General features: G+C 40.6%; 19 protein-coding genes and 4 tRNA genes. All 23 read right to left on the bottom strand.

Annotated features, from left to right (window positions below; translation table 11 throughout):
• Positions 1–18: 18 nt before the first annotated feature.
• The gene (locus D9T12_RS07630) at positions 19–981 is read right to left on the bottom strand and encodes a permease (RefSeq protein WP_130537615.1); all 963 of its coding nucleotides are present in this window, start codon (positions 979–981) and stop codon (positions 19–21) included.
• Positions 982–1,188: 207 nt separating this feature from the next.
• Entirely contained in the window at positions 1,189–2,067 is an 879-nt protein-coding gene (locus tag D9T12_RS07635; protein ID WP_130537616.1) for an alpha/beta hydrolase, read from the bottom strand.
• Entirely contained in the window at positions 2,058–2,582 is a 525-nt protein-coding gene (locus D9T12_RS07640; protein ID WP_130537617.1) for a lipocalin family protein, read from the bottom strand. The genes D9T12_RS07635 and D9T12_RS07640 overlap by 10 nt, the downstream gene beginning before the upstream one ends.
• Before the next feature lie 140 nt (positions 2,583–2,722).
• Entirely contained in the window at positions 2,723–3,547 is an 825-nt protein-coding gene (locus D9T12_RS07645; RefSeq protein ID WP_130537618.1) for an MBL fold metallo-hydrolase, read from the bottom strand.
• Between the two features lie 195 nt (positions 3,548–3,742).
• Positions 3,743–5,197 (bottom strand): cache domain-containing protein, encoded by a 1,455-nt coding sequence (locus D9T12_RS07650; RefSeq protein ID WP_130537619.1) that lies wholly within the window; start codon positions 5,195–5,197, stop codon positions 3,743–3,745.
• 12 nt (positions 5,198–5,209) lie between these two features.
• Positions 5,210–7,780 carry an ATP-binding protein gene (locus tag D9T12_RS07655; protein ID WP_165395062.1) on the bottom strand — a complete coding sequence of 857 codons (2,571 nt, stop codon included), beginning with the start codon at positions 7,778–7,780 and terminating at the stop codon, positions 5,210–5,212.
• A gap of 101 nt (positions 7,781–7,881) precedes the next feature.
• A complete protein-coding gene (locus tag D9T12_RS07660) occupies positions 7,882–8,961 on the bottom strand; it encodes an HD domain-containing phosphohydrolase (protein ID WP_130537621.1) in 1,080 nt (359 codons plus the stop codon).
• Between the two features lie 248 nt (positions 8,962–9,209).
• Complete coding sequence (locus tag D9T12_RS07665) at positions 9,210–11,324, bottom strand: sensor domain-containing diguanylate cyclase (protein ID WP_130537622.1); 2,115 nt, start codon at positions 11,322–11,324, stop codon at positions 9,210–9,212.
• Positions 11,325–11,444: 120 nt separating this feature from the next.
• Positions 11,445–11,521: transfer RNA gene (locus D9T12_RS07670), tRNA-Pro, on the bottom strand.
• Positions 11,522–11,584: 63 nt separating this feature from the next.
• Positions 11,585–11,660 (bottom strand) — tRNA-His (locus tag D9T12_RS07675).
• A gap of 32 nt (positions 11,661–11,692) precedes the next feature.
• A tRNA-Arg gene (locus D9T12_RS07680) sits at positions 11,693–11,769 on the bottom strand.
• Between the two features lie 55 nt (positions 11,770–11,824).
• A tRNA-Pro gene (locus D9T12_RS07685) sits at positions 11,825–11,901 on the bottom strand.
• A gap of 119 nt (positions 11,902–12,020) precedes the next feature.
• On the bottom strand, positions 12,021–12,629 hold the full coding sequence (locus D9T12_RS07690; protein WP_130537623.1) for a transglycosylase SLT domain-containing protein: 609 nt from the start codon (positions 12,627–12,629) through the stop codon (positions 12,021–12,023).
• Between the two features lie 9 nt (positions 12,630–12,638).
• Positions 12,639–13,112 (bottom strand): protein-tyrosine phosphatase family protein, encoded by a 474-nt coding sequence (locus tag D9T12_RS07695; protein ID WP_130537624.1) that lies wholly within the window; start codon positions 13,110–13,112, stop codon positions 12,639–12,641.
• A 76-nt stretch (positions 13,113–13,188) separates the two neighbouring features.
• Positions 13,189–15,003, bottom strand: a complete 1,815-nt coding sequence (locus D9T12_RS07700) for an ABC transporter ATP-binding protein (protein ID WP_240693259.1) — start codon at positions 15,001–15,003, stop codon at positions 13,189–13,191.
• Between the two features lie 30 nt (positions 15,004–15,033).
• On the bottom strand, positions 15,034–15,816 hold the full coding sequence (locus tag D9T12_RS07705) for a TatD family hydrolase (RefSeq protein WP_130537626.1): 783 nt from the start codon (positions 15,814–15,816) through the stop codon (positions 15,034–15,036).
• A 136-nt stretch (positions 15,817–15,952) separates the two neighbouring features.
• Positions 15,953–17,038 carry an AAA family ATPase gene (locus D9T12_RS07710; protein WP_165395063.1) on the bottom strand — a complete coding sequence of 362 codons (1,086 nt, stop codon included), beginning with the start codon at positions 17,036–17,038 and terminating at the stop codon, positions 15,953–15,955.
• 139 nt (positions 17,039–17,177) lie between these two features.
• Positions 17,178–17,798 (bottom strand): dTMP kinase, encoded by a 621-nt coding sequence (tmk, locus tag D9T12_RS07715; protein WP_130537628.1) that lies wholly within the window; start codon positions 17,796–17,798, stop codon positions 17,178–17,180.
• 99 nt (positions 17,799–17,897) lie between these two features.
• On the bottom strand, positions 17,898–18,953 hold the full coding sequence (gene mltG / locus D9T12_RS07720; protein ID WP_130537629.1) for an endolytic transglycosylase MltG: 1,056 nt from the start codon (positions 18,951–18,953) through the stop codon (positions 17,898–17,900).
• Between the two features lie 8 nt (positions 18,954–18,961).
• Positions 18,962–19,915, bottom strand: a complete 954-nt coding sequence (pabC, locus tag D9T12_RS07725; RefSeq protein WP_130537630.1) for an aminodeoxychorismate lyase — start codon at positions 19,913–19,915, stop codon at positions 18,962–18,964.
• Positions 19,915–21,402 carry an aminodeoxychorismate synthase component I gene (locus D9T12_RS07730; RefSeq protein WP_130537631.1) on the bottom strand — a complete coding sequence of 496 codons (1,488 nt, stop codon included), beginning with the start codon at positions 21,400–21,402 and terminating at the stop codon, positions 19,915–19,917. Before D9T12_RS07730 ends, pabC begins: the two co-directional genes overlap by 1 nt.
• 12 nt (positions 21,403–21,414) lie before the next feature.
• Entirely contained in the window at positions 21,415–22,653 is a 1,239-nt protein-coding gene (gene fabF / locus D9T12_RS07735; protein WP_130537632.1) for a beta-ketoacyl-ACP synthase II, read from the bottom strand.
• 173 nt (positions 22,654–22,826) lie between these two features.
• Positions 22,827–23,060 (bottom strand): acyl carrier protein, encoded by a 234-nt coding sequence (gene acpP / locus D9T12_RS07740; protein WP_130537633.1) that lies wholly within the window; start codon positions 23,058–23,060, stop codon positions 22,827–22,829.
• Positions 23,061–23,172: the final 112 nt, after the last annotated feature.

Raw genomic sequence — 23,172 nt, forward strand, 5'->3', positions numbered from 1 at the left:
AGTTAAACTCCTTATGCATCAAGCATATAAAAAATTAAATAGATAACCTACTAGAATAAAAGCCACTACCAATACACCCACAAACACGGCTAACGCAGGCCAGCGAATGACTTTGCGTAAAATCAAAAGCTCTGGTAATGACAAAGCAGCGATACTCATCATTAAAGCGAGGCTGGTTCCTATCGGCACACCTTTTCCAAGCATCGCTTCTATAAATGGAATCACACCGGTCGCATTGGAATACAAAGGAACCCCAACCAAAACAGCTACCGGAACACTCCACCAACTTACCGCATCACTCAAATAGGTCGTTACCCACGCTTCTGGTACATAGCCATGAAAAGCCGCACCGAGTGCAATCCCAATGAAAACCCAATGCCAAATACGTTTCACAATGACTTTGACTTCGTTCCAAGCAAAATCATGGCGTTGCAGCATCCCACCGGAGTGTGCTTTTGTTTCTTGTTGTTGACGCATCTTAATATCCCAAACATAAGACTCTACCCAACGTTCAGGTTTAAACCGTTCAATCACCATCGAGCCAATATAGGCCACTGTAATACCGGCCAACACATAAAGCAGAGCCACCTCCCAACCTAAAATTGTAATCAGCAAAACCACTGCGACTTCATTAATCATTGGGCTGGCAATTAAAAACGCAAACGTAATTCCCAATGGAATTCGTGCCTCCACAAATCCAATAAACAGTGGTACTGAAGAGCAAGAACAAAACGGTGTCACACTGCCCAAAGTAATGGCCAAAGCGCGTGCCTGCCATTTTGGCCGTCCCGCAACCAATTGCCGGACGCGTTCAGTAGAAACAAACGCTCGTAACAGTCCCATCAAATAAATAATGACCACCAATAAGAAAAAAATCTTTAGCGTATCCATTACAAAAAATTGCACTGCCGCGCCTAATTGCGACTCGATACTTAAAGATAAAAGTTCAAATGCAACCCAGTTACCAATTTGTTCAAACATAGACACACCTAAAACTAACTTCTGGCTGAAAGCATAAAATCATTATATCCGCATAAGCAGATTAAAGGAAATACTTTTCACTGATGAGATTCAATCGAACAAAAAATTATGGGGTTGAGTGTCGTGACCAGTAAATCCCGAAAAATAGCAAGGGATTGCTAAAGGTGTAAAAACCAGACAGATTATTTAAAAATTAAGGTTATTCCCTTATACAGTGTTTATACCGCGAGATTTAAAGTTGTCTAAATCAGCTAAAAAAGATTCTATGAGTGAGAAATTCTGCTCTATTAAATCAATCGAGTCATGATCTGCATCTGCGATCTCGGCGCATTGAACATTGGAATTTTTCGATGATTTGCAAATTAAATGGAAATCTTCAATGGGGATAACACTATCTCGATTTCCATGCAAACAAAGAACAGGTTTACTGATTTGCTGAATGGTATTCACAGGAGCAATCTCATCAAAACGGTGTCCAATCACTTTTTGAACATAAGCACTTAACAACCAAGTTAATAAAGGGATTTTACTCAGCTTACCCAAGTGTCTTTTCATCATTAGTTTTGGATGAGCAAAACTGGAAATTGCAATGTATGCATCCGCATGAGAGGTTTTTGAAGCAGATAAAAGCGTTGCCGCCGCTCCGACAGAGTGCCCAACGGCTAAAACTTTTTGACTGTGTTCTGGACGATTAGACCGACACCAAGCAATGGCTGAATCCAAGTCTTCAGAAAACTTAGGCATAGTCGCCACCCCTCTGGATTGGCTATCACCATGGTTGTGTGCATCAATCATCAACACATGACAGTGGATGTTGTGAAATGCCTTCGCTAAAGTCAAAAGTAGGCTTTTGTTCGCACCCCATCCATGTAACAGCACCACAGTGGTTTCAAAATTGTCACCGGCCGGTAACCACCATCCATGCAGCAATGTTTTCTGCTTGCCTTCAAATTCAACGACGTCAAAAACGACGCCTTTGGAAGGTTCCTCGTTGGCTAATCTTGGGGCTCTAAATCCTATATGAATGGCCATAATTGCCATCAAAAAAACGCAGGTGACAATAGCGGATAGGAGCCCTATTGACATGAACCAATCCAAATCCACTCCGAGGTATCCACGCCAATCTCTTGAGCTTTTTGCGAGTAGGCTTCACACTGTCTTTTGCTTGGGTTTGGGTTTCTAGCAAGAATCCAAGCATAATTAGTCGTCGGACCAATCACTAAGCTCATCGTGTAATTGTCATCTAATTTAGCAACATTGTAACCACCATAAAAAGGTCCAAAAAACGAGACCTTTAAAGCCGCCACATTTTCATCTCCGGTAAAGTACGCCTTACCCTCGGCAATGCTTTCCTCACCCTGTTCATCAATCCCACGGTTAATAACGCGAACACCGCCATCTTCACGCATCGAATAGGTTGCGGTAACATCTCTTAAACCACGCTCAAAAGAGTGATCTAGGCGAGCAATTTCGTACCACTGCCCAAGATACTTTTCCAAAACAAAAGGCGACACGGGTTCAACTTTTTCTGGAATCGACGTGCAACCTGTTAATACAATGATTAAGCTTGCCAAAAGAAATCCATTTCGCCAATTTTTCATTTGTTTTCCTCTCTAGAAAATAAGGATGAGAGTTTACTGACTTAGCTAAAAGATAAGATGGCGAAACACTGAATCCACAGGCAGAGAGCTCTTTCCAAAGGTCAGAACTTTGATAAATCACCCGATTTCATTGGCATTCATCAGAATGCCAACTGAGTCCCAGCCTGAAAAACAAACGCCTGTTCGGGATAGCGGCTTAAAAATCGAGCTGTCACTTTTGGTCCAGTACAATGGGACAACCCAATCATTGGCACCGATTTCAATACCCTCTCCGTCGCCAATAATCGTTCTTCATCCGCTTTGGCTAGATGTGTCCCCCCCATTACGGCATAAATTTCTTCATCTGGGAATTGCTTCTGAACCAGATTGAGCGTATTGATTACCCCAGCGTGACAACATCCAAATAAAACCACTAGACCTTGAGTTGTCTTTAGTACTAAACTCATATCGTCCTTGATCGGGTCTTTTATGAGGTTTTGGCTATTTTCAGCATAAACTTTTAATCGCTCATCTCCTTGATTTTCAAGAGGTTCAAACTTGGGAACTTCACCTGTAGTAAAAATATTCGGTAATATTTCCACAGGTTCAGACGTTAACTGCCAAAAAGGTTCTTTCATAAACTTCAAAGGAGTGGAGACGATTTTTAACTTCCCATTCGGAGTTTCACTAAAACGTTCAGAAAACATTGCTGGGTGTCCATAGACGGGTCGTTCACTAATTTTTTCAAACAGTTTTTTCAACCCACCGGTGTGATCATAGTGACCATGACTGAGTACGACCTTGTCAATTTTGGAAGCATCAATATTTAAAACCTCTAAATTATGAAGCAAAACATCTCCCGACTGCCCTGTGTCAAATAACACAACGCCCTCAGAAGTTTCAATCAACATCGAAATGCCATGCTCCCCCCAAAGTTTAGAACTCAATTGCACAGAATTTTCAACGAGACAGGTCACCTTAATCATAAAAAACCTCCATCAAAAAACATCCCAAAATTAGATAAGAATTTAATTATAGGCTTCACGAAAAAATTTATGGCGAACTGTAAGATGGATTGATTTTGAATAACTAGAAACTGAAATTTATCCGTTGCAATGGATATAGAAGCGCTGATTTCAGCACTTCTCTAGGAATGGCTTAATGAATGGTTAGTGGCATGATCATTGGTCATTTTCTGAGGTTAAGAGCATGACAAACGAATCTTTTGAACCAAAGACATTAACACAAACTGTATTCTCCTTAGAATCAGCCGCTTGAAGAATGACATTTGTTTTTATATGGTGTTTTTTGTCTAGGTATTTTATCGCTTGGATTAAACTTTCCCGATTTTTAATGGTAACAATTTCTTTTAAACGGACACTTTGTAAAGGTTTAGAACCCAACCATTCAAATGCTAAAGGGTTATATTCAGAAACTTTTCCACCCTCAAATACCAACATAGCCTGGTTCCCTTCGTCCACAAAATAGTTCAAGGCTTCTTGACGACCAAATTCAGTGCTTTTATTTGTCTCTATCTCTTCTGATAAATCCGATGGCTGACTTTTTATAACTGATCTCTGTTTTTGGTGTGAAAGTCGAATAGCTAAAAAACCTATTAATAAGATCGCAACAACACTTGACACTGTAAGCCAAAACAAAAGCGCTTGACTGTGTTCATATACCCGAGAATTTTTTAGGTTATGACGACTAATTAAAATCCAACGGTAATCTTTGTGTGTCTGCATAGCCGTTTCTTCAAACTTACCAGTACTTCCAAGCTTAACTGTTCTAAGAGGATAGACTTTTTTGAAAACCCAGACATCATTAGCTGCTTCAATTGTACCGGCTTCTTGATTGTCCAATTGTTGCCAAATTTCAGGGTGCTTGTTCGAAAAACGGTTATGAAGAGCATCGAACATGAATCCCCAATTATTCTCTTCATTAGACGAATGAAGCCAGTAACCTTTGGAGTTTAACAATGCCATGTTGGTCGACGAAAACGACTTCAGCTTATCTATCAAATAATTAGCATCATAGTTCAGTACAATCATACCGATTAAATGCTGATTCTGGTCGTAGAGGCCTTTAACCATGCGAAGAGTTGGCTGCAAAGGTTGAATAATCTGATTACCTTGACGATTTAAGTCTAACGGCGATAAATAGATTTGCTCTTGTTGCAGCTGTTTTCCTTCAATGACATAGTATCGGTCTTTTTTACTTTGAAGTTCCGAGAGTGGAATTTGATTAACTTGGTTATCACGCCCCTTTTCTAAACGATAAAGCTCCAAGCCATTTTTATCTAGAATTTGAATTTGGAAGTATTTTTTTCGGGTTTTAGCCCATTGCAGCATATTTTCAGAGACTTGTTGTCTATAGGCTTTTGGGGTTTGAATAAACTCATTCAATACCGAGACCTTCGACAAACTCCGAATGTCTTCAGTAATATGTGTAATTTCTGAATCTATGGATTTTGCAACACTATTTATCGCTTCAGTCGCATGACGCGTTTTTTGAGCACAATGGGTTTCATTGAGCAATTGCAAAGATTGGAAATACCCTACTAAAAGAGTAAAAATGGCAAGAATCGCAATCAATATATTTTGGTTACGCTGCGAGTTAGTCATCATGTGTAGCATTTTTTATCTTCATTAATTTTTTTGTTTTATAGAGTTAATCAGCGAAGCCAATTTTTCAATATCAATTGGCTTGGTGTAATAGTCTTCAAAGCCGGCGGACATTGCTAATGAAACTTGTTCTTCTAGTACATTTGCTGAAATCGCAAAAAAACGAGTTTCTGCTTCAATTAGCTCCGGAAGCGCTTTATAAAAAGGTAAAGCTTCGTGACCATCCATTCCAGGCAAGTTAATATCCATCAAAATAATTTTAGGTCTGACTTTCTGGGCAAGTTTCAACCCTTCTTCTGCAGTCAATGCAAGTGTTAGCTGTACTCCACCGAAAGAGTCCATAATATCGCTCATAAGTAAGCGATTATCCTGATTATCTTCAACATAAAGCACTTTTAAGTCATTTGTATCCTGAGTTGGAATCGGTTGGATTTCGATACTTGACTGTTCATTCTCATCATCGGTATTTTGGATGCTTTTTGTTTCGGTCATCGGTAGAAAAACCTTAAAGGTGGAACCCATATTTTCGTTAGACTCAACTTCCATCCAACCATTCATTTTTTCTACCAAGGAACGAGTAATATTTAAGCCAATCCCTGTTCCTTCAATATTCGAATTTTCATGTCCTAAACGTTGGAAAGGTTCAAATAGGTATTTTAGGTTTTCCTCAGAAATCCCTACGCCATTATCTTTGACACATAATCTTAAATACGATTTATTTTGACGATTGATTTCATCGAAATGAATATTTACAAAACCACCCGGCCGGTTATATTTGATACCGTTGGTAACAAGGTTTAATAAAACTTGTTTGAGACGAACTAAATCACCAATCAATAAATAATCTATATCAGAGTGGCTTACTTCTACGCGCACTTGATAGTCTTTCGATTGAGGTTCAGTTATTTGAATCACCTCGTCTAAAACAGGCATTAATGCGATAGGCTCAAGTGATAACGATAATTTGCCTGCATCCAACTTCGCAAATTCAAGTATGTCATTGATTAATTGCAACAAGTGTTGACTACTAGACAAAATATTGCCCACTTGTTTAGACTGTTTTTCACCTAACTGCGAAATTTGTAGCAATTGACCAAAGCCAATAATTGCATTTAAAGGTGTTCGCAGTTCATGACTCATAGAGGATAAAAACTCGCTTTTCGCCAAGTTGGCTTTTTCTGCGGCCCGTTTCTCTTTTCGTTCGCTGTCTCTTGATTTCTTCAACGATTCTCGAAGATGAACCATCATTGTTATGTCTTCACGAATGGACATAAATTCAATTATTTCATTATTCTTATTGAGGATCGGAATAATATGAGAGTGAACAAAATAATCACTACCGTCTTTTTTACGATTTTGTATCTCTCCCGACCAAGTTTTTTTAGCTAGTATCGTTTGCCAAACTTCTCTAAAAGTAGAGGGCGGCATATTAGGGTGGCGAACAATATTATGCGGTTGGCCAACCAACTCGTCTTGAGTATAGCCACTAATATTACAAAACTGCTGGTTCACATAGATAATGGTGCCGTAAGGATCAGTTCTTGATACGATCAGCGTACTGTCAATGGCTTCCTGTTGATATTTCAACTTATAAAGCAAGCCTTCCGTATTATTAATTAAATGATTAAAGTAATCTGATAGACGGCCAAACTCATCATCCATCTGTAAATGCATTCGTTTTGAATAATCTTCAGTATGAATAATTTCATCAATGGTATCCGTCATAGTTTTCAAAGGAGATGAGACATTGCTTTGTAACCGCTTTAAATAAATAGCTCCTGTCAACATTACTGAAGCAAACGCCAAAAAAATAACAAATAAAAACTGTTTTTGCTGTTGCCAAAGACTTTCGTTAAAGTTCTCTTTAGTCACGCTGATCGCGTGAAACGCTAATGGAAGGCCGTCATCTCTCTTTACCGTATGCAGAAACACATAGTGACTATTCTCTTTAAGATAGTTTTTTTCAGCATCAGACGGGTATAGAACCAAATCTTTGAGCGGGTTGTTTCTGAAGTAATCCCGTTTATCCAATGAATAAACAGGATCTTTTTTTAAGTTTTTATCCAATGGGAAAAAACCATAATTAAAACCATGACTGCCCAGAGAAATAATTAATCGCCTAATTCCTTGCGAGACTGCTATAAAACCTATAAGTTCTTCCTCTTCCCATATAGGTTCAATGGTAATCAAGCGATAAAAGGTGCCAAAACCTCCGACATCCATTCCTTGCACGGAAGCACGGGTTTCCATCGCCTGTCTAACAAGGTGGTGCCCAGTTAAATCTTGCCCAAATACTTCCTTATCATAAGAGCGATATAAAGAACGGCCATCATGGGTAATAAAATGAAAAGAGTATCGTTTGTAAGGAGATAGCCTTGCAAAAGTTGCTTGCATGGGATCGATGATTTTTGCCAATGCTTGTCGGTCTTCATAAGCGACTGCTTGACGCACCTCTTCTGAATAAGCGTACGTAATAGAGACCGCATGAATGACATCATATTTTTTTTTAATTTCTTCTTTTAAGAGCGCTAGACTCTGCTCTTTGAAATTAAAGACGAGTTTTTCACGGTAGGATTCTGATAATGCCCAGAACACGAAACTGCCGACGATTACCATTAAAATTAAACTGTATTGATAGAATCTGAAGGTTTTTTTGAAAATTGTGTTCAAAGTAATATCCTAGGGAGGCTCAGCATTCAATCAGAATAGCGTTTAATTTTTTCTAGGATCACATCTTTAATTCGAACAAATCTATCGACAAGATCTGGATCAAAGTGTTGCCCTTTCTCACGAAGAATCAGTTCAATGGCTTTTTCAACAGACCAAGCTTCTTTATAAGGTCTACTGGAAGTCAGTGCATCAAACACGTCAGCAATTGCAACAATTCGACCACTCAAGGGAATATCATAACCAGATAAGCCATTTGGGTAGCCTTTTCCATTGAATTTTTCATGGTGAGTCATGGCAATTTCATAAGCCATTTCTAAAATTTCTGAATCAGAATTTGCTAGGATTTCACCACCTATCTGAACATGAGTTTTCATTACCTCAAACTCTTCATCCGATAATTTCCCTGGCTTGAGCATAATCGTGTCAGAGATGCCGATTTTCCCTACATCATGTAAAGGCGATGCAAGATATATCAAAGAGCAGTAATGATCACTACACTCTGCCTCTTTAGCAATCGCCTCAGAAATAATCGCTACTCGCTTTACATGATTACCTGTTTCATTATCTCGGTATTCAGCGGCTTGTCCTAAACGGTTAATTACTTCAAGTTGGGACTTACGAATTTGTTTTGTCCGTTCCTGAACTTTCTGCTCCAATGAAGCTCGTTCTTGCGATAATTGTTGTGTAAGTAACCAGTTCGTAAGATGAATATTGACGCGTTGTAACAACTCTTTACGGTTAAAAGGCTTGGTAATATAGTCACTTGCACCCGCATCGAACGCTTTGTTAATGCTTTCTTGGTCATTAAGTGCGGTCAACATGATTACAGGAGGACATTTCTCTTTTAGCTGCTGTTGTAAAAAAGACAACACTGCAAACCCATTTAATATTGGCATATTGATATCAAGCAGCACCAAATCGAAAGTATTCTCAACAAGAATTTTTGTCAACGAAAGCGGATCTTTTACCTTTTCAAAATTCAGATATCCTCCAGAGACTAGAGCTCCCTCAATGACTTCTAAATTCATTGGGTTATCATCAACAAGTAAAAAATTTACGTCGGTGACATTGTAGGGAACTAAATTTGAGAACGATTGATGTTGCATTTCGTCACTTTGAAGTATCTGTCATAAAATTAATGGTAAGTTTCAGAATAGACATTTGAGGTTCCATTTTAAACAAAAAGTAACGATTAGAGTTGACTATAAATAAGTACCTCTAAAACAGCTTGCCTATCACTAAATATATAGTATTGACCCCGAATTATTTCAGTCCTATCAATAGTTTTCAATTAGTAATGTTTACACAATAAAGAATTTATATGCTCTGAGCAGTCTTTTTATTACAGAACCAACTAAAATAGCTCAGGAAGATGCTCTTCAACCATCATTACACGGTTTCTACCTGCATCCTTCGCTCTATACAAAGCTTCATCTGCATATTTGTATATTTCTTCTTCAACATAATTATTCAAAGGATCCATCAACATAACACCAATTGATACGGTCAAACGCATCCAAGGTGCATTCCCCGAGTGCTCAATCGCTTGATCATAAATGGCTTTACAAACCTCTTCTGCCATAATTTCACCATCTTTTTGATGCTCCACTTCAAATAAAACAGCGAACTCTTCTCCCCCAAGCCTGAAACAGTAATCTCCTGCCCGCCTAAAGACTTTTTTTAAAACCATCGCCAACGTCTTAAGCACTTCGTCTCCAGCCTGATGGCCATATGTATCGTTGTATTTTTTGAAATTATCCGCATCAAGCATCATAAAACACAACCAAAGTCCCTGGCGCTTAGCTCGCCGAATTTCTTGATGAATATTTTGGTTATAGAATCGACGATTATAAAGTCCGGTCATTTCATCTCGAATAGCAATTTCTTCAAGAGATTTTTGAGCTGTAATATCGATACTAATTGACACATAGCCGATATGGTTGCCTAAATGGTCGTACTCAGGTGAAATTCTGGTTTCAATCCAATAGTAAGATCCATCTTTGCGCAAATTCTTAAGTTCACCTTCCCAAGTTTCTGTTCGTTTAATAATTGTCCATAAGTCAGAAAAAACTTCTGTTGTCATTTCCGGGTGGCGCACAATATTGTGACACTGTCCAATCAGCTCTTCCCGACGGTAACCTGAAATCTCACAAAAGAAGTCGCTTACTTCGACAATTTTTCCTGTTAAATCTGTACGAGACATAATCAACTGGCGGTTAATCAGTTCAACATAACTAGCAATCTGAAAATCTTTTTTATGCTGCTCCGTGACATCATTAATCGTTCCTACTGAACGTTTAATCTGCCCCTTCTCATCAAAATCGTGAAATCCTCTCTCCAACATAAATCGTGTCTCACCATTTTTCCTGAGAATACGATGCTTAAACGTATATTCACGCCTTTCCTGAATCGATTGAGAGAACTCGTCCATTAAAGCTTGACGTTCATCAAGAGGAACAAAGCTCAGAAAGGTTTTATAGGTTATTTGAAAACTTTGAGGCAATTCACCAAGGATCCGAAACACCTCATCCGACCAAATCAACTTCTTTGAAGGCCACTCCAAAATCCAATGCCCTACACTTGCAATCTTCTGAGCTTGCTCAAAACTCCTGGAAAGCGTGTTCAGCTTGTCAGATTTTTCCTGCAATAAACGGTTCGTTTTTTGAAGTTTATTTTCAGTATTCCTGAGACTTGTCACATCAGTGAACGTTGAAATCACTGCCGCAGACTGCAGCCCTTCATTTTTAAGTGGTAACGAATTAATTTGAATCCAACTAATTGAATTATCTGGTTTATAAACACCCATTTCTTGTTTGTAAACAGGCTGTCCCGTTTTTAAAACCTTGGTTGAAGGATGTTCTTCACTTGGATAATCCGAACCATCACGGTGAATTGTTTTCCAGCTTGGATCTAAGAGAGGTTTATCAACCAATTCAGACAGAGATAACCCAAGTATCTCCTGTGATGCAGGATTCGCCTCAAGAACTTCCCCCTTGGAATTTTTCACAAGAAGACCGTCGTTTATGGATGAACTAATGATTTCAAGCTCTTTCTTCTTGCTTTTCAGAGAATATTCCAGCTGTTCGAGCTGAGTTACATCTTGATGAAAACCAACATAAAGCCTCAAACGGTCTTTTTCATCAAACACGGGAGTCAGGCTGAGTTGAACTTTGTAAGCTTGCGAATTCTTGGTGTAATTAGTTAATGTAACTTGGCAAGACTGTTTGTTTTGAATGGCATTGCGCATCTTTTCAACAGCAGAAGACTCTGTATCCATTCCATGCAAAAAACGACAGTTTTTTCCTCTCACCTCGTCTAAAGCATAGCCGGTGATTTCACAAAAAACCTGATTGACATAAATAAGCGGCATATCGACTTGCGTCGCGTCAGCAATTGAAATCGCATAACCAGCTTCGGTCATCGCATCAATAAGATTTTCTGCCGTTAAAAGATCATTTAATAAAGGCATTTCGTCCTCAGCGTGCTAAAAGGCTTTATGGAATCACTTTTCATTAAAGAAATTTCGAAAACAAGAGTTCTACATCATTTATTCAGCAGAAGAAGTAACTGGGAGAAGACATAAAGAAAATGGTCGGAGTAGAGGGATTTGAACCCCCGACCACCTGTACCCAAAACAGGTGCGCTACCAGGCTGCGCTATACTCCGAAATAGATTTCAAACCACACGGTTCTAATAAAAAAGCCTTGAGAGAATCAAGGCCTTAGAATATGGGGCGATTGACGGGGATCGAACCCGCGACAACAGGAATCACAATCCTGGGCTCTACCAACTGAGCTACAACCGCCATAATAAAAATTTTGTGACACACCATTTAAATGGCACGCCCAGTAGGATTCGAACCCACAACCCTCGCCTTAGAAGGGCGATGCACTATCCAGTTGTGCTATGGGCGCATAATTGAACCACATACTATCTTGATCTTTTATTCGAATCTTAAAAAGACTTGAATGGTCGGAGTAGAGGGATTTGAACCCCCGACCACCTGTACCCAAAACAGGTGCGCTACCAGGCTGCGCTATACTCCGCTGCTCAAGATGGGGCGTATTTTATAGACGGCTCTATAAGCTGTCAACTGGGAATTTCAAAATTTGTCATTAATTTTGACCGGCCGGTCAAAATTAATATTTAAACCCTCTTCTAAAAACTAACGGCAAGTTTGATATTGCTTCATAAATTTGACGGCACGTTTCTGAACAACGCGAGCCGTTCGCATTAACCATGGCTTTTTGGTATAAGTTCTTCGATTATAGCCACCATGACCTTCATGATAAGCTAAATAAATTTGATAGGCATTTCGTTTCGATACATTACTACGAACTGCTGATTGATGGTTGTACCAGCCGATAAAATCCAAGGCATCATAAATATCATCTCTATCAGCCCAGGAATTTCCAGTTTTCCGCTTATATTCTTCCCAAGTTCCATCCACTGCTTGTGCATAGCCATATGCGGACGTTGGACGGCCTGTTGGAATAAATAAAAAATAGTCCATATCAGGACGCGCATTATGCTGAAAAGTCGATTCCTGATAAACAATAGCAAGTAGCGTCCACGGTGGCGTTCCCCATTTTCTGTAAGACTTTTCTGCGGCTTCTCGCCAATCGGAATCATGTGCGAAAATTTCACAGATATTGTCCATAGAGCTTTTCGGGACAGGGCTTGATGAACAACTGACAAGAAAAAGGCTCGCAATAAGTAACAGCATAAAATGCAGCATTCGTTTCCAATTTACTAGGATCTGTTGACACTTCATAATTCAATCCTAAAGACTTTGCAGAAATTCTCTCTGCAAATCACAAACAGGTACTTGATCGCTACGTTTTTCAGAAGCTAAATTGACTGCATCAGTTAACTTATAACCACTTTTAACCATCACGCTAATCGCCAGCGTACCAGCTCGGCCTCGACCACCATGACAATGAAAACTGTAATAAGCCCCATTAAGAATAATAGGGAGATGTTCATCCATAAAAGCTTCAAACGCTTTTCTGTCTGGAACATCCATGTCTTTAATTGGAAACGAGATGAATTCAATGCCTTCTTCAGCAGCAAAACTTGCTTCTTGTTGCAGCTGTAAAGCTTCAACTTCCTGAGCTCTTAAAAGACTGACAATATGTGAAATGCCCTCTTTTGAATAATCGTCCATTGCTTGAGCAAGATTATCAGAATCCGGTTTGGGCATAATCGCAATTTTGCCTTTACCAATAGAACAAATTGGATAAATTTGCGTGGTCACTTTTATTCCTTTGTAGTTTGCGCAGAGTTTTTCAGGATAAATAAACTTCAAAAACCATTATCGATTTAAGATATTTTTATCGATATAAGGTGTGATATGTTCCACCCTGCTCCATCAACTCTTCATGACTTCCCGATTCAATGATGTGCCCATCTTCAAACACCATAATTCGGTCAGCTTGACGTATCGAACTCAAGCGATGTGCAACAATCAAGGTCGTTCTACCCGCCAAAAATGGCGCTAAATCCTCGTATAACTGACGCTCTGTTTGCATATCTAACGCAGAAGTCGCTTCATCCATGATCACAACTTTTGGATCTTGCAAAATCATACGGGCAATGGCTAAGCGCTGACGCTGTCCCCCAGAAAGTTTAATACCATTTCGTCCGACTTCAGTCTCCAAACCTTGTTCTAAGTTTTCAATTGCTTCTTTCATTTGGGCCATTTCCAATGCCGACCAAAGCTGTTCGTCGGTTAAATCCCGTCCAAGTGTTAGGTTAAAACGAATCGACTGATTAAATAGCATCGGCGTTTGTAATACGGTTGCAACATGTTCTCGCACAGTTTCCTGACCAACCTTCTCAATCGGCTCTCCACCATAAAAAACCTGCCCCGATTTTGCCTCATAAAAACCTAATAGAATTTGCACTAAAGTCGTTTTACCACCACCGCTAGCTCCAACCAAAGCTAGTTTCTCACCCGGTTTAATTTCAAAATTCAAATGGTCAAGCACATTTACAGACTTTCCCGGATAGTTAAAACAGATATCTTTAACGCTCACCGAAGTCGCTTCAGAACGAGTAAAAGGATTCACACTTGATGGATTTGTTGGCTCCTGCTTTAAATCCAAAACTTCGTTAATTCTTTGCAGTGCACCACTTCCAGCACTGTAGCCATATTGAATTGCAAGAATTTCTTGCACAGGCCCCATCATGTACCAAAGATAGCCAAAGACAGCAATCATTTGCCCGATGGTCAAATCGGAAAACACCACCATTAACATGCCCATCGCACGGAAAATATCAAACCCTACAAGGAAAATCGTAAAAGAGAAACGGCTGGCGGCGTCGGACTTCCAAGTAAATGCCTCTGAGTGGCTTTTGATGTTATAGGCTGAACCGCGGACTCGTTCAAAGAAACTTCTGTCTTGATTCGCCGCACGGACTTGCTGCAGAGCATCAAGCGTTTCAGTCAACGATTGTTGAAACACATCAACCGCTGAGTTTTCGGCTTTTTTCAGAACTTTGACTTTTTTCCCCATCTTCATAGTGAAGAAAATTACCAATGGATTCAAAAAGATAATAAACAATGCTAACTGCCAATTGAGCCAAAACAGTACGGCACTCACACCAATCAACGAAAACACTGCAATAATGAGTTTACTGACAGTGGTTCCCAAAAAACTGTCAATGGTATTGACGTCATTCATCATAGTCGCAGTCACGCTACCGGAACCCAAGGTTTCGTACTGCGCCATAGAAACACCGCGAACTCGGTTTAACAAATCATTGCGGATTTTATAAGTCACATCTTTGGCAATAACCGTAAATTGCTGCATTTGCCACACACCTAACCCTAAACCGATGAGGCGTAAGAGAATAGTGACAATCGTAATGGCAACGATGTAGTAGAACGCGGCGTGCCATTCGGCCGGAAGTATTTGATTAAGACCACCTACAACCCAGCCAGGCTGGTTAAGCAATACCTCATCGACCAGAATCGGTAATAGTAATGGAAGGGGAACGGTCGCTAGCATCGCAAAAAACGCAATGATATGCGCTTTCACTAACTGCGGCTTATGTTGCAACGTCAATTCATAAATTCGCCGCCACGTGTATGAACGCTCGGACGTAGCAGTCACTTTAACCTTTTTCGGGGCTTCCATTCCCATTCCACGCATAATGTTTTACCTTTGTAGGGATTAAATGCTATTCAACTGAAATAAACGTTTGAAATTTTCAGTGGTAGCATCTGAAACTGCTTGCACCGAAGTATCGCGCAAACGTGCGATCTCCTCTACGACATATCGAGTATAGCCAGGTTGATTGGTTTTCCCTCGGTATGGCATAGGTGCAAGATAAGGAGAATCAGTTTCAACCAAAATCTTGTCTAGAGGAACTTGCTTGGCGACTTCCTTCAGCTCTTTTGCATTCTTAAACGTCACAATGCCAGAAAAAGAGATGTAGAAATTCAAATCCATTGCTTGTTGTGCCGTATCCATATCTTCAACAAAACAATGCATAATTCCCCCCACTTCTTCCGCGCCTTCTTCCGTTAAAATTTGCATACAATCAGGAGTGGAATTTCGAGTATGAATCACAATAGGTTTATTAAGTTGCTTGGCAATGCGGATCTGCTGGCGGAACCGCTCGTGCTGCCACTCCATACTTTCCTGTTCAGCATCAAAATGGAAGTAATCCAGACCAATTTCTCCAATCGCCAAAACTTTTGGATGCGATGCAGCGTTTAAAAGCGCTTCATCTGTTGTGGTCACCTCTTTCGGTTCACAAGGATGAATACCGATTGCCGCATAGACTTCTTCGTACTGATCAGCAATTGAGAGTACTTCTTGCCATTTGTCAGGACCAATGGCAATACACATCATGCGTTCCACACCCAGTTCACGAGCATTTGCAATTAGCTCTTCAATATTACTTAGCTCTTCGGGCATAATATTTAAATGACAATGTGAATCGATAATCATAGGTTTACCTTTTAAATAAATGTACACACCCTTGATGCATGTTTTAGCAACGACTAAAACCCGTCCATGATGAATTAGACCCAATAAGTTTTAAGCGTCTCGTCTCGTATCAAGGTTTCTCAGAAAATTCGATGTTTTAAAAAATCCCACGGTTTAAGTTTGACTGAAAGGCACTTTTAGAGGGAATTTGACCAAATGAGTTTGAACCTTCCTGCTGAATTAAATCAATCCATTCCATCAGCAAATTTTCAAACACCAATTCTTTGTTTGCATTGGACTGCCAATCGTTTTTAGCAAGACTAACGGATTGTTGAAAACCCAACCAAGCCTGCATTTGCCGTTGTGCATTTAAAACATCACCGGCCGGTATTGTTTGCAAACCATAACCCAGTTTTCGAATTTTAGCTAAAACCCAAGCGTAAAAATAATCAAAAACGACTTCTGGTTGAGACCATTTCATCCATTCACTGACCACTTTGGAGAGGTTTTTTTGGCCATTGGCCATGGCATTAATCGCTTGTTGCCATTCCCGTTCTTCCTTAAAACGCCCTTGAACAATCCAATCATACGCAGAAACCGGAGCACTCCATTTCAAGCGCAATGCCTTTTTTATCATGGCCTCGTCATGCTGAGGTAAAAGTGATTGTAACCATGCCACAGAATCATTCAGACTCGGTTGAGGAACCATGACTTTTTGGCAACGACTGCGAATCGTTGCTGGTAATGAGGCCGACTGAGCAGAAGTTAATAAAAACAGTGTGTTTGCCCCTGGTTCTTCAAGTGACTTTAGCAAAGCATTGAATGCAGAGATGCTTAAACGTTCAACCTCTTGAATCCAAATCACCTTATAACCGCCTTGGTGCGCAGTTTGATTTTGCTTCTCGATTAATTCACGGATTTGGGCAATTGAAATCTCTTTTTTATCTTCAAGACATTTGACATGATAAAAGTCAGGATGTTGATTTTGAGCAAACAGATGACACCCTGAACATTGACCGCAAGCAATTAATCCTTGCTCTGAAGTTATCGGTGATTGGCACAGTTGCAATTGAGCCGCTTGACGAACCAATACTTCCACCGCTAAACCTTTAACGGCTTTAATTAGATACGCATGCCCCAAGCGATTTTGAGCACGATGCTCACACCACTCGTGCCAAGCGGTTCTTAACCAAGGAACTTGCGAGCAGTCGAGTTTCTGAAGCAAGTTTTGTACATTATCCACATTCACTCCTAACTTCTCCGATAGGTGCTAGCAAAAATTCGCAAGCCACGAGTGGCTAACGCAAAACCTTCAAGTAAGGTCTCTACTGGGCTCAAAAAACATTGGTAATTGTCTTTTACCGACGACGTAAGTAAATCTATCAAAGCGCTGCCAAGGCTTTCACTAATTGCGCTTGCACATTATCCAAGGTCTGAGAGGCATCAATCACCGCATAGCGTTCCGGTGCAAGTTCTGCTCGATGCAAATAGGCATTGCGAACGGTTTCAAAAAAAGCTTTTTGTTCATCTTCGAAACGGTCACCGTCTCCACCTCGACTTTTCACACGTTGCATACCTATCTCAACGGGTAAATCCAGTACAAAGGTGCAATCTGGCTGAAAGCCTTGTTGCACCCAATTTTCAATTTCTGCAATGCGTTCAAAGCCCATACCGCGAGCAGCTCCCTGATACGCATAAGAAGCATCGGTGAATCTGTCAGAGATTACCCACTTACCTTGTTCAAGTGCCGGAAGAATTTTTTCTCGGATATGCTGAGCACGAGCGGCAAACATTAACAATAATTCTGTATCTTCGTGCATGGCCGTATTGGCCTTATTGAGCAAAATCTTACGAATTTGTTCACCAATTTCAGTTCCACCTGGCTCGCGAGTTACAAGCACATCAATGCCTTTGGATTGTAAATAGTCGGAAATAAACGCGATATTTGTCGATTTTCCAGCTCCCTCACTTCCTTCAAGGGTAATAAATTTGCCATTAGACATAGTGCTTTTCTCCATAATGGAAAACCATAGATGACACTAAAGAACGCAAAGATAGAATGAACAATTTAGCAATTCATTAGTGAAGTTAAGACTTACAAATCATTTCGTTAGCAAATACTTCCGAACTGCACGATTGTGCTCTTCCAGAGTTTTTGAAAAATAGTGCTGCCCCCCACCTTTTGCAACGAAAAACAGTGCGTCGGTTTTTTCAGGTTGCGCCACGGCCCAAATTGCTGCTTTGGATGGCAGTGCAATTGGCGTGGGCGGAAGTCCATCAATTTGATAGGTGTTATAGTCGGTTTTTTCTCGAATATCTTTTTTTCGTATATTTCCTTTATAACGCGCTTCCATGCCATAAATAATGGTGGGATCAGTTTGTAAACGCATTTTTTTCTTTAACCTGTTTTCAAAAACCCCAGCAATTTTAGCTCTCTCTGGTGCATGCCCCGTCTCTTTTTCTACAATAGACGCCAATATCAATACTTCATAAGGCGTGCTGAGAGGAAGGTCTTTACTCCGTTGCTTCCAGGCCGCGTCCAGTTCACTTTGCATCGCACGGTAAGCACGCAACAAAATCTGTTTGTCGCTGTCGCCTTGCTGATAGTGGTAAGTTTCGGGTAAAAGCAGACCTTCCAGATTGGCGTAAGGATACTTTTTCGAAATAGGTTTATCTACCCCAAATAACGCCTGAAGAGCTTCTACATCCGAAAAATCTAATTCACGCTGTATCTTCGGCAATGCCTCAAGAGTGGATAATGTTTGCTTAAATGTTTGACCCGCAATCAGAGTTACAGGATATTGAACCGTTTTGCCAGTTAATAACTCATCAACTAGTCGAGCCGGTTTCCAAGTAGGAGAAATTGAAAACTCACCGGCTTTGAGCAAATGATGCTTTTCAACATAACGCAGATACCAAACAAAATAATCCGGTTTATCCAAAACACCAGCCTGCTCAAGCCTCTGTGCCACTTTTGACGCATTATCCCCTTTCTGGATTACCACCACTTTTGGCTCTTCCCCTTGAGCAATAGGAGCTTCTACAAAATTGTGCCAAGTTCGAAACACGAAAATCAAGAAGAAAACCACGGCAAGAGCCAAGGTAGAAATTCCCCAAGTCCACTTAGAAAAATTCGCTGATATTTTTGATTCACTCATATTTGGGTTCAGTTTAGTTTCAAAGCGTTTTGATACTGATGATGCAAAAACGCTTGTTGCACTTTTTCAAGCAGAGGACTTTTCGTTTCAAACGTTTTCATAATTTCACTCTTTTCGTCACCAACAACCTTAGGAAAACAAATACCGGCCGGTAAATCTTGTAATTGCGATAGGCCAAATTGCAAAAATTTACGCTGAAGATTGCTCCAATTGTTTAAATTCAGGTTATTAATAACTTGAACACCTCGAACGGCATTGGTAAAAAACAGTGTATCGGCATTCAAAACATCATCCATCGTCAAAACCTGCTCTTTTGCCAAAGTAAGTAAACAGCTTCTAGCAGTGCCTTCAACACCGCTTAGATTCACCCTTGGCGTTATGATCTGATGGTCTTTGATAACAAAGATATTTGACTGAGTAGCACATTGAACCTGACCGAATGCATTAAGCATAACTGCCTCATCAAATCCTACATTCATGGTTTTCCGAGCCAACACATTACTCAGTCGATTCAAATGTTTGACGCCAGAAGTCTCTGGCGAAATTTCTAAAATAATCGGTGACACCTGCGCTACATTATCGGGTTGATGTTTAAAATCAGGTACTGGCATCAACATTGATAACACTTGTACATCTGGAGTCTCAGGTGGCAAGTATCCGCGCCCACCAACACCGCGTGTCACCATAATTTTGCACACGCAGTCAGTTTGACCATAAGTGATAAATTGATTTCGAAGGCTTTGTTCAAGTGTTTCAAAATCAAGTTCTGGAAACCTTAAGCGCTTGGCACTCATCTGCAAACGCGCTTTATGTGCAGACCAATTTAATAATTGACTCTGTTTAATCAGAGCAGTGGTGAAAAAGCCATCTCCGTACTGAAAACCACGCTCAAACACTGAAATGCAATATTCAGCATTCTCCACTGGGTGGAAATTTTTCCAAACCAGAACTTCACCAGACATTAAGCGTCACTGTCTCCTAATGCACGTAGCAATCCACGCGCTTTATGACGAGTTTCCACCAGTTCAAATTCAGGATCAGAATCGGCAACAATCCCAGCCCCTGCTCGAAACTGTAGTTGTGTATTTTGACCGGCCGGTTGATTGGCAATCATGGTACGAATCAAAATATTCAAATCCATAGTGCCATCTAAATTGATATAACCCAATGAACCTGTGTAGGCCTCGCGAGGCATCTGTTCAAGTTCCGCGACAATTTCCATACAACGAATTTTAGGGCAACCGGTGATGGTTCCACCTGGAAATAATGCATGCACCATATCTAAAGGACTAAAACCATCACGTAGTTTTCCGCGTACATTGGAAACAATATGATGAACATGCTCATAGGATTCAATCACCATCAATTCATTCACCTCGACCGTACCCGGCTGGCAAATTCGACCCAAGTCATTCCGTTCTAAATCAATCAACATTATGTGTTCAGCACGTTCTTTTGGATGGGCGATTAGCTCTGCCATTAAGGCTTGATCTGCTGCCTCATCCTTACTACGACGACGAGTACCGGCTATTGGTCGAGTATCTACCCAAGTTCCATCAAACTTTGCTAAACGCTCAGGCGATGAGCTCAAAATTTGCCAAGGCTCCCCCTGTTCGTCGTGTAAACAACATAAAGCGGCGAAAGGGGCAGGATTATGCTGACACAATGCTCGATAGGCTGAAAGATAATTTTCATGCTCTGCAATCGCCACTTTCCATAAGCGAGATAGATTGACCTGAAAAACATCGCCAGCCAAAATATATTCTTTAATCGCTTTTACACCATTCAAATACTTCTCTTCCGGCTCCTCTATTTGAGAAACAATTGGAACCGTCGCAGCTTTTTCTGGCTCAGTAACCAAGGAACGTTCTATATCAGCAAGGAGTTTAGGGAAAACGAGAGGATTATCTTTGGAAAACTGCGATTCTACTAATGCCCAAACCACTTGGTTTTGATGATCGACAACAATACCGGCCGGTGTACGTGTTAAATTCGCCAAAGGAAATTTCGATGTGGGTAATCTTAAAACAGGTTCAATAACTTGCGCATAGTCATAGCTAAAGTAAGCAAACCAACCACCTTTAAAGGGTATATGAGCCAAGCTTTTCATCACACGTGAAAGCTGACCGGCCGGTAAAGTTTCAAGCGCTTGCGGTTCAATCACTTGTTGTATTTTCTCGACGCCAAACGCTGCCTGAGCTTGTTCAACAAAATGTTGCGTATCCTCATTAGGATTGAGCTGAATCGATTCCTGAGGATACCCCAAAGCTATTGAAAACTGACCAAGCCCACCCTCTTCGGTTTTGGCAACGCTTTCTAAAATAAACGGGTAGTCTTTAGGGCTGAATTGATGAAGAGAAGTCAAATCAATATCTTGACCATCCAATAGTAAAACAGGCTGTGCAAGCACAGCCTGTACACATGACTTCTGAAAAGCTGAGTCTGTCATTTTTACATTAACTCACACTTTTCTCAGAACAATAGAAGCATTCGTGCCGCCAAACCCAAACGAATTCGATAAGGCATATTCAAAACTAGCATCTCGGGCTTCATTGGCCACATAATCTAAATCACAGCCTTCTTCAGCATTATCGTGATTAATCGTTGGCGGCAATTTCTGTTCATGCAATGCCAAAGCCGTAAACACCGCTTCCATAGCTCCTGCCGCACCTAACGCGTGACCGGTCATTGATTTCGTTGAACTCATTGCCAATTTATAAGCATGATCACCAAAAATCGTTTTGACCGCAGAAGTTTCACACACATCGCCAGCCGGTGTTGAAGTTCCATGCGCATTGATATAACCAATCTGTTCAGGGTTTACACCCGAGTTTTGCAAAGTCGTTGCCATACAACGTGCGGCTCCTTCTCCACCTGCAGCTGGCAATGTCATGTGATAAGCATCACCACTCATACCAAAGCCTAAAACTTCAGCATAAATCTTCGCACCTCGAGCCTTAGCATGTTCATACTCTTCAAGCATCACTGCTCCGGCACCATCAGCCAAAACAAAACCATCACGATCTTTGTCCCATGGTCGTGAGGCCGCTTGAGGGTCATCGTTCCGTGTGGAAAGTGCGCGAGCTGCCGCAAAACCTGCTAATCCTAATTCAGTCGTTGCATATTCTGCACCACCGGCTACCATCGCATCGACATCACCATATTGAATCATACGAGCCGCATCACCAATCGAATGAGTTCCTGTGGCACAAGCGGTACCAATCGCCATATTTGGACCTTTTAACCCAAACATAATCGACAGATTTCCAGAAATCATATTAATGATTGAACTTGGAACAAAAAAGGGAGATACACGACGCGGCCCAGACTTCAGATAGGTGCTGTGTTGAGTTTCAATAGAACCAATGCCACCAATACCTGAACCAATTGACACACCAATACGAGCTGCATTTGCATCTGTAATCTCTAGACCTGAATCTTTAATGGCTTGCGCCCCGGCCGCAATTCCATAATGAATAAACGGATCCATTTTCTTGGCTTCTTTTTTTGGAATGTAATCCTCAACATTGAACCCTTTGAGCTCCCCACCAAAGCTCACTGAAAATGGTGAAGTATCAAACTTGGTAATTGGCGCTATGCCACTTTTACCAGCCAACACTCCTTGCCAAGATGATTCAACATCTAAACCAACTGAAGATAAAACCCCTAGTCCTGTAATCACAACACGTCTTTTGGTCACGCCTTGTTCCTCTCATTCATTAAATTTCATGCATACCTGCTATGGGCTAGCGAGTTTTGCAAGAGCCTATTATTTATAACTGACCGCTCATTTTATGCAGAGCAAGACCCAGTGTCTAGACAAAAAAAAAGCCGTATAAAACGGCTTTTCAATCTCAAGAGATTTTCTTGAAATTATAGATTTTCGTTGATGTAAGCAGTTGCTTGCGCCAAAGTAGCAATCTTTTCTGCTTCTTCATCTGGAATTTCGCAATCGAATTCTTCTTCTAGCGCCATTACCAACTCAACTGTATCTAGAGAGTCTGCACCTAAATCGTCAACGAAAGATGCATCTGCAGTCACTTGAGACTCTTCAACACCTAATTGTTCAACTACGATTTTTTTAACGCGTTCTTGAATATCGCTCATGGAATTATCCACCCTTGTTTGTCATGATTAAAATTAAATTTGGGGTATTTTCCCTGCACCCAAGCTTTTTTTCAAGCATTGATTGCAAATTTTCGCACAAAAGCCTTTTATC

The sequence above is a fragment of the Thiomicrorhabdus indica genome, from assembly GCF_004293625.1.
Classification (GTDB): Bacteria; Pseudomonadota; Gammaproteobacteria; order Thiomicrospirales; family Thiomicrospiraceae; genus Thiomicrorhabdus; species Thiomicrorhabdus indica.

What these genes read in the sequence shown, in the direction of transcription:
- D9T12_RS07630 (WP_130537615.1), bottom strand. Translation starts at nt 981, where the DNA reads ATGTTTGAACAAATTGGTAACTGGGTTGCATTTGAACTTTTATCTTTA.
- D9T12_RS07635 (WP_130537616.1), bottom strand. Translation starts at nt 2,067, where the DNA reads ATGTCAATAGGGCTCCTATCCGCTATTGTCACCTGCGTTTTTTTGATG.
- D9T12_RS07640 (WP_130537617.1), bottom strand. Translation starts at nt 2,582, where the DNA reads ATGAAAAATTGGCGAAATGGATTTCTTTTGGCAAGCTTAATCATTGTA.
- D9T12_RS07645 (WP_130537618.1), bottom strand. Translation starts at nt 3,547, where the DNA reads ATGATTAAGGTGACCTGTCTCGTTGAAAATTCTGTGCAATTGAGTTCT.
- D9T12_RS07650 (WP_130537619.1), bottom strand. Translation starts at nt 5,197, where the DNA reads ATGCTACACATGATGACTAACTCGCAGCGTAACCAAAATATATTGATT.
- D9T12_RS07660 (WP_130537621.1), bottom strand. Translation starts at nt 8,961, where the DNA reads ATGCAACATCAATCGTTCTCAAATTTAGTTCCCTACAATGTCACCGAC.
- D9T12_RS07665 (WP_130537622.1), bottom strand. Translation starts at nt 11,324, where the DNA reads ATGCCTTTATTAAATGATCTTTTAACGGCAGAAAATCTTATTGATGCG.
- D9T12_RS07690 (WP_130537623.1), bottom strand. Translation starts at nt 12,629, where the DNA reads ATGAAGTGTCAACAGATCCTAGTAAATTGGAAACGAATGCTGCATTTT.
- D9T12_RS07700 (WP_240693259.1), bottom strand. Translation starts at nt 15,003, where the DNA reads ATGGGAATGGAAGCCCCGAAAAAGGTTAAAGTGACTGCTACGTCCGAG.
- D9T12_RS07705 (WP_130537626.1), bottom strand. Translation starts at nt 15,816, where the DNA reads ATGATTATCGATTCACATTGTCATTTAAATATTATGCCCGAAGAGCTA.
- tmk (WP_130537628.1), bottom strand. Translation starts at nt 17,798, where the DNA reads ATGTCTAATGGCAAATTTATTACCCTTGAAGGAAGTGAGGGAGCTGGA.
- mltG (WP_130537629.1), bottom strand. Translation starts at nt 18,953, where the DNA reads ATGAGTGAATCAAAAATATCAGCGAATTTTTCTAAGTGGACTTGGGGA.
- pabC (WP_130537630.1), bottom strand. Translation starts at nt 19,915, where the DNA reads ATGTCTGGTGAAGTTCTGGTTTGGAAAAATTTCCACCCAGTGGAGAAT.
- D9T12_RS07730 (WP_130537631.1), bottom strand. Translation starts at nt 21,402, where the DNA reads ATGACAGACTCAGCTTTTCAGAAGTCATGTGTACAGGCTGTGCTTGCA.
- acpP (WP_130537633.1), bottom strand. Translation starts at nt 23,060, where the DNA reads ATGAGCGATATTCAAGAACGCGTTAAAAAAATCGTAGTTGAACAATTA.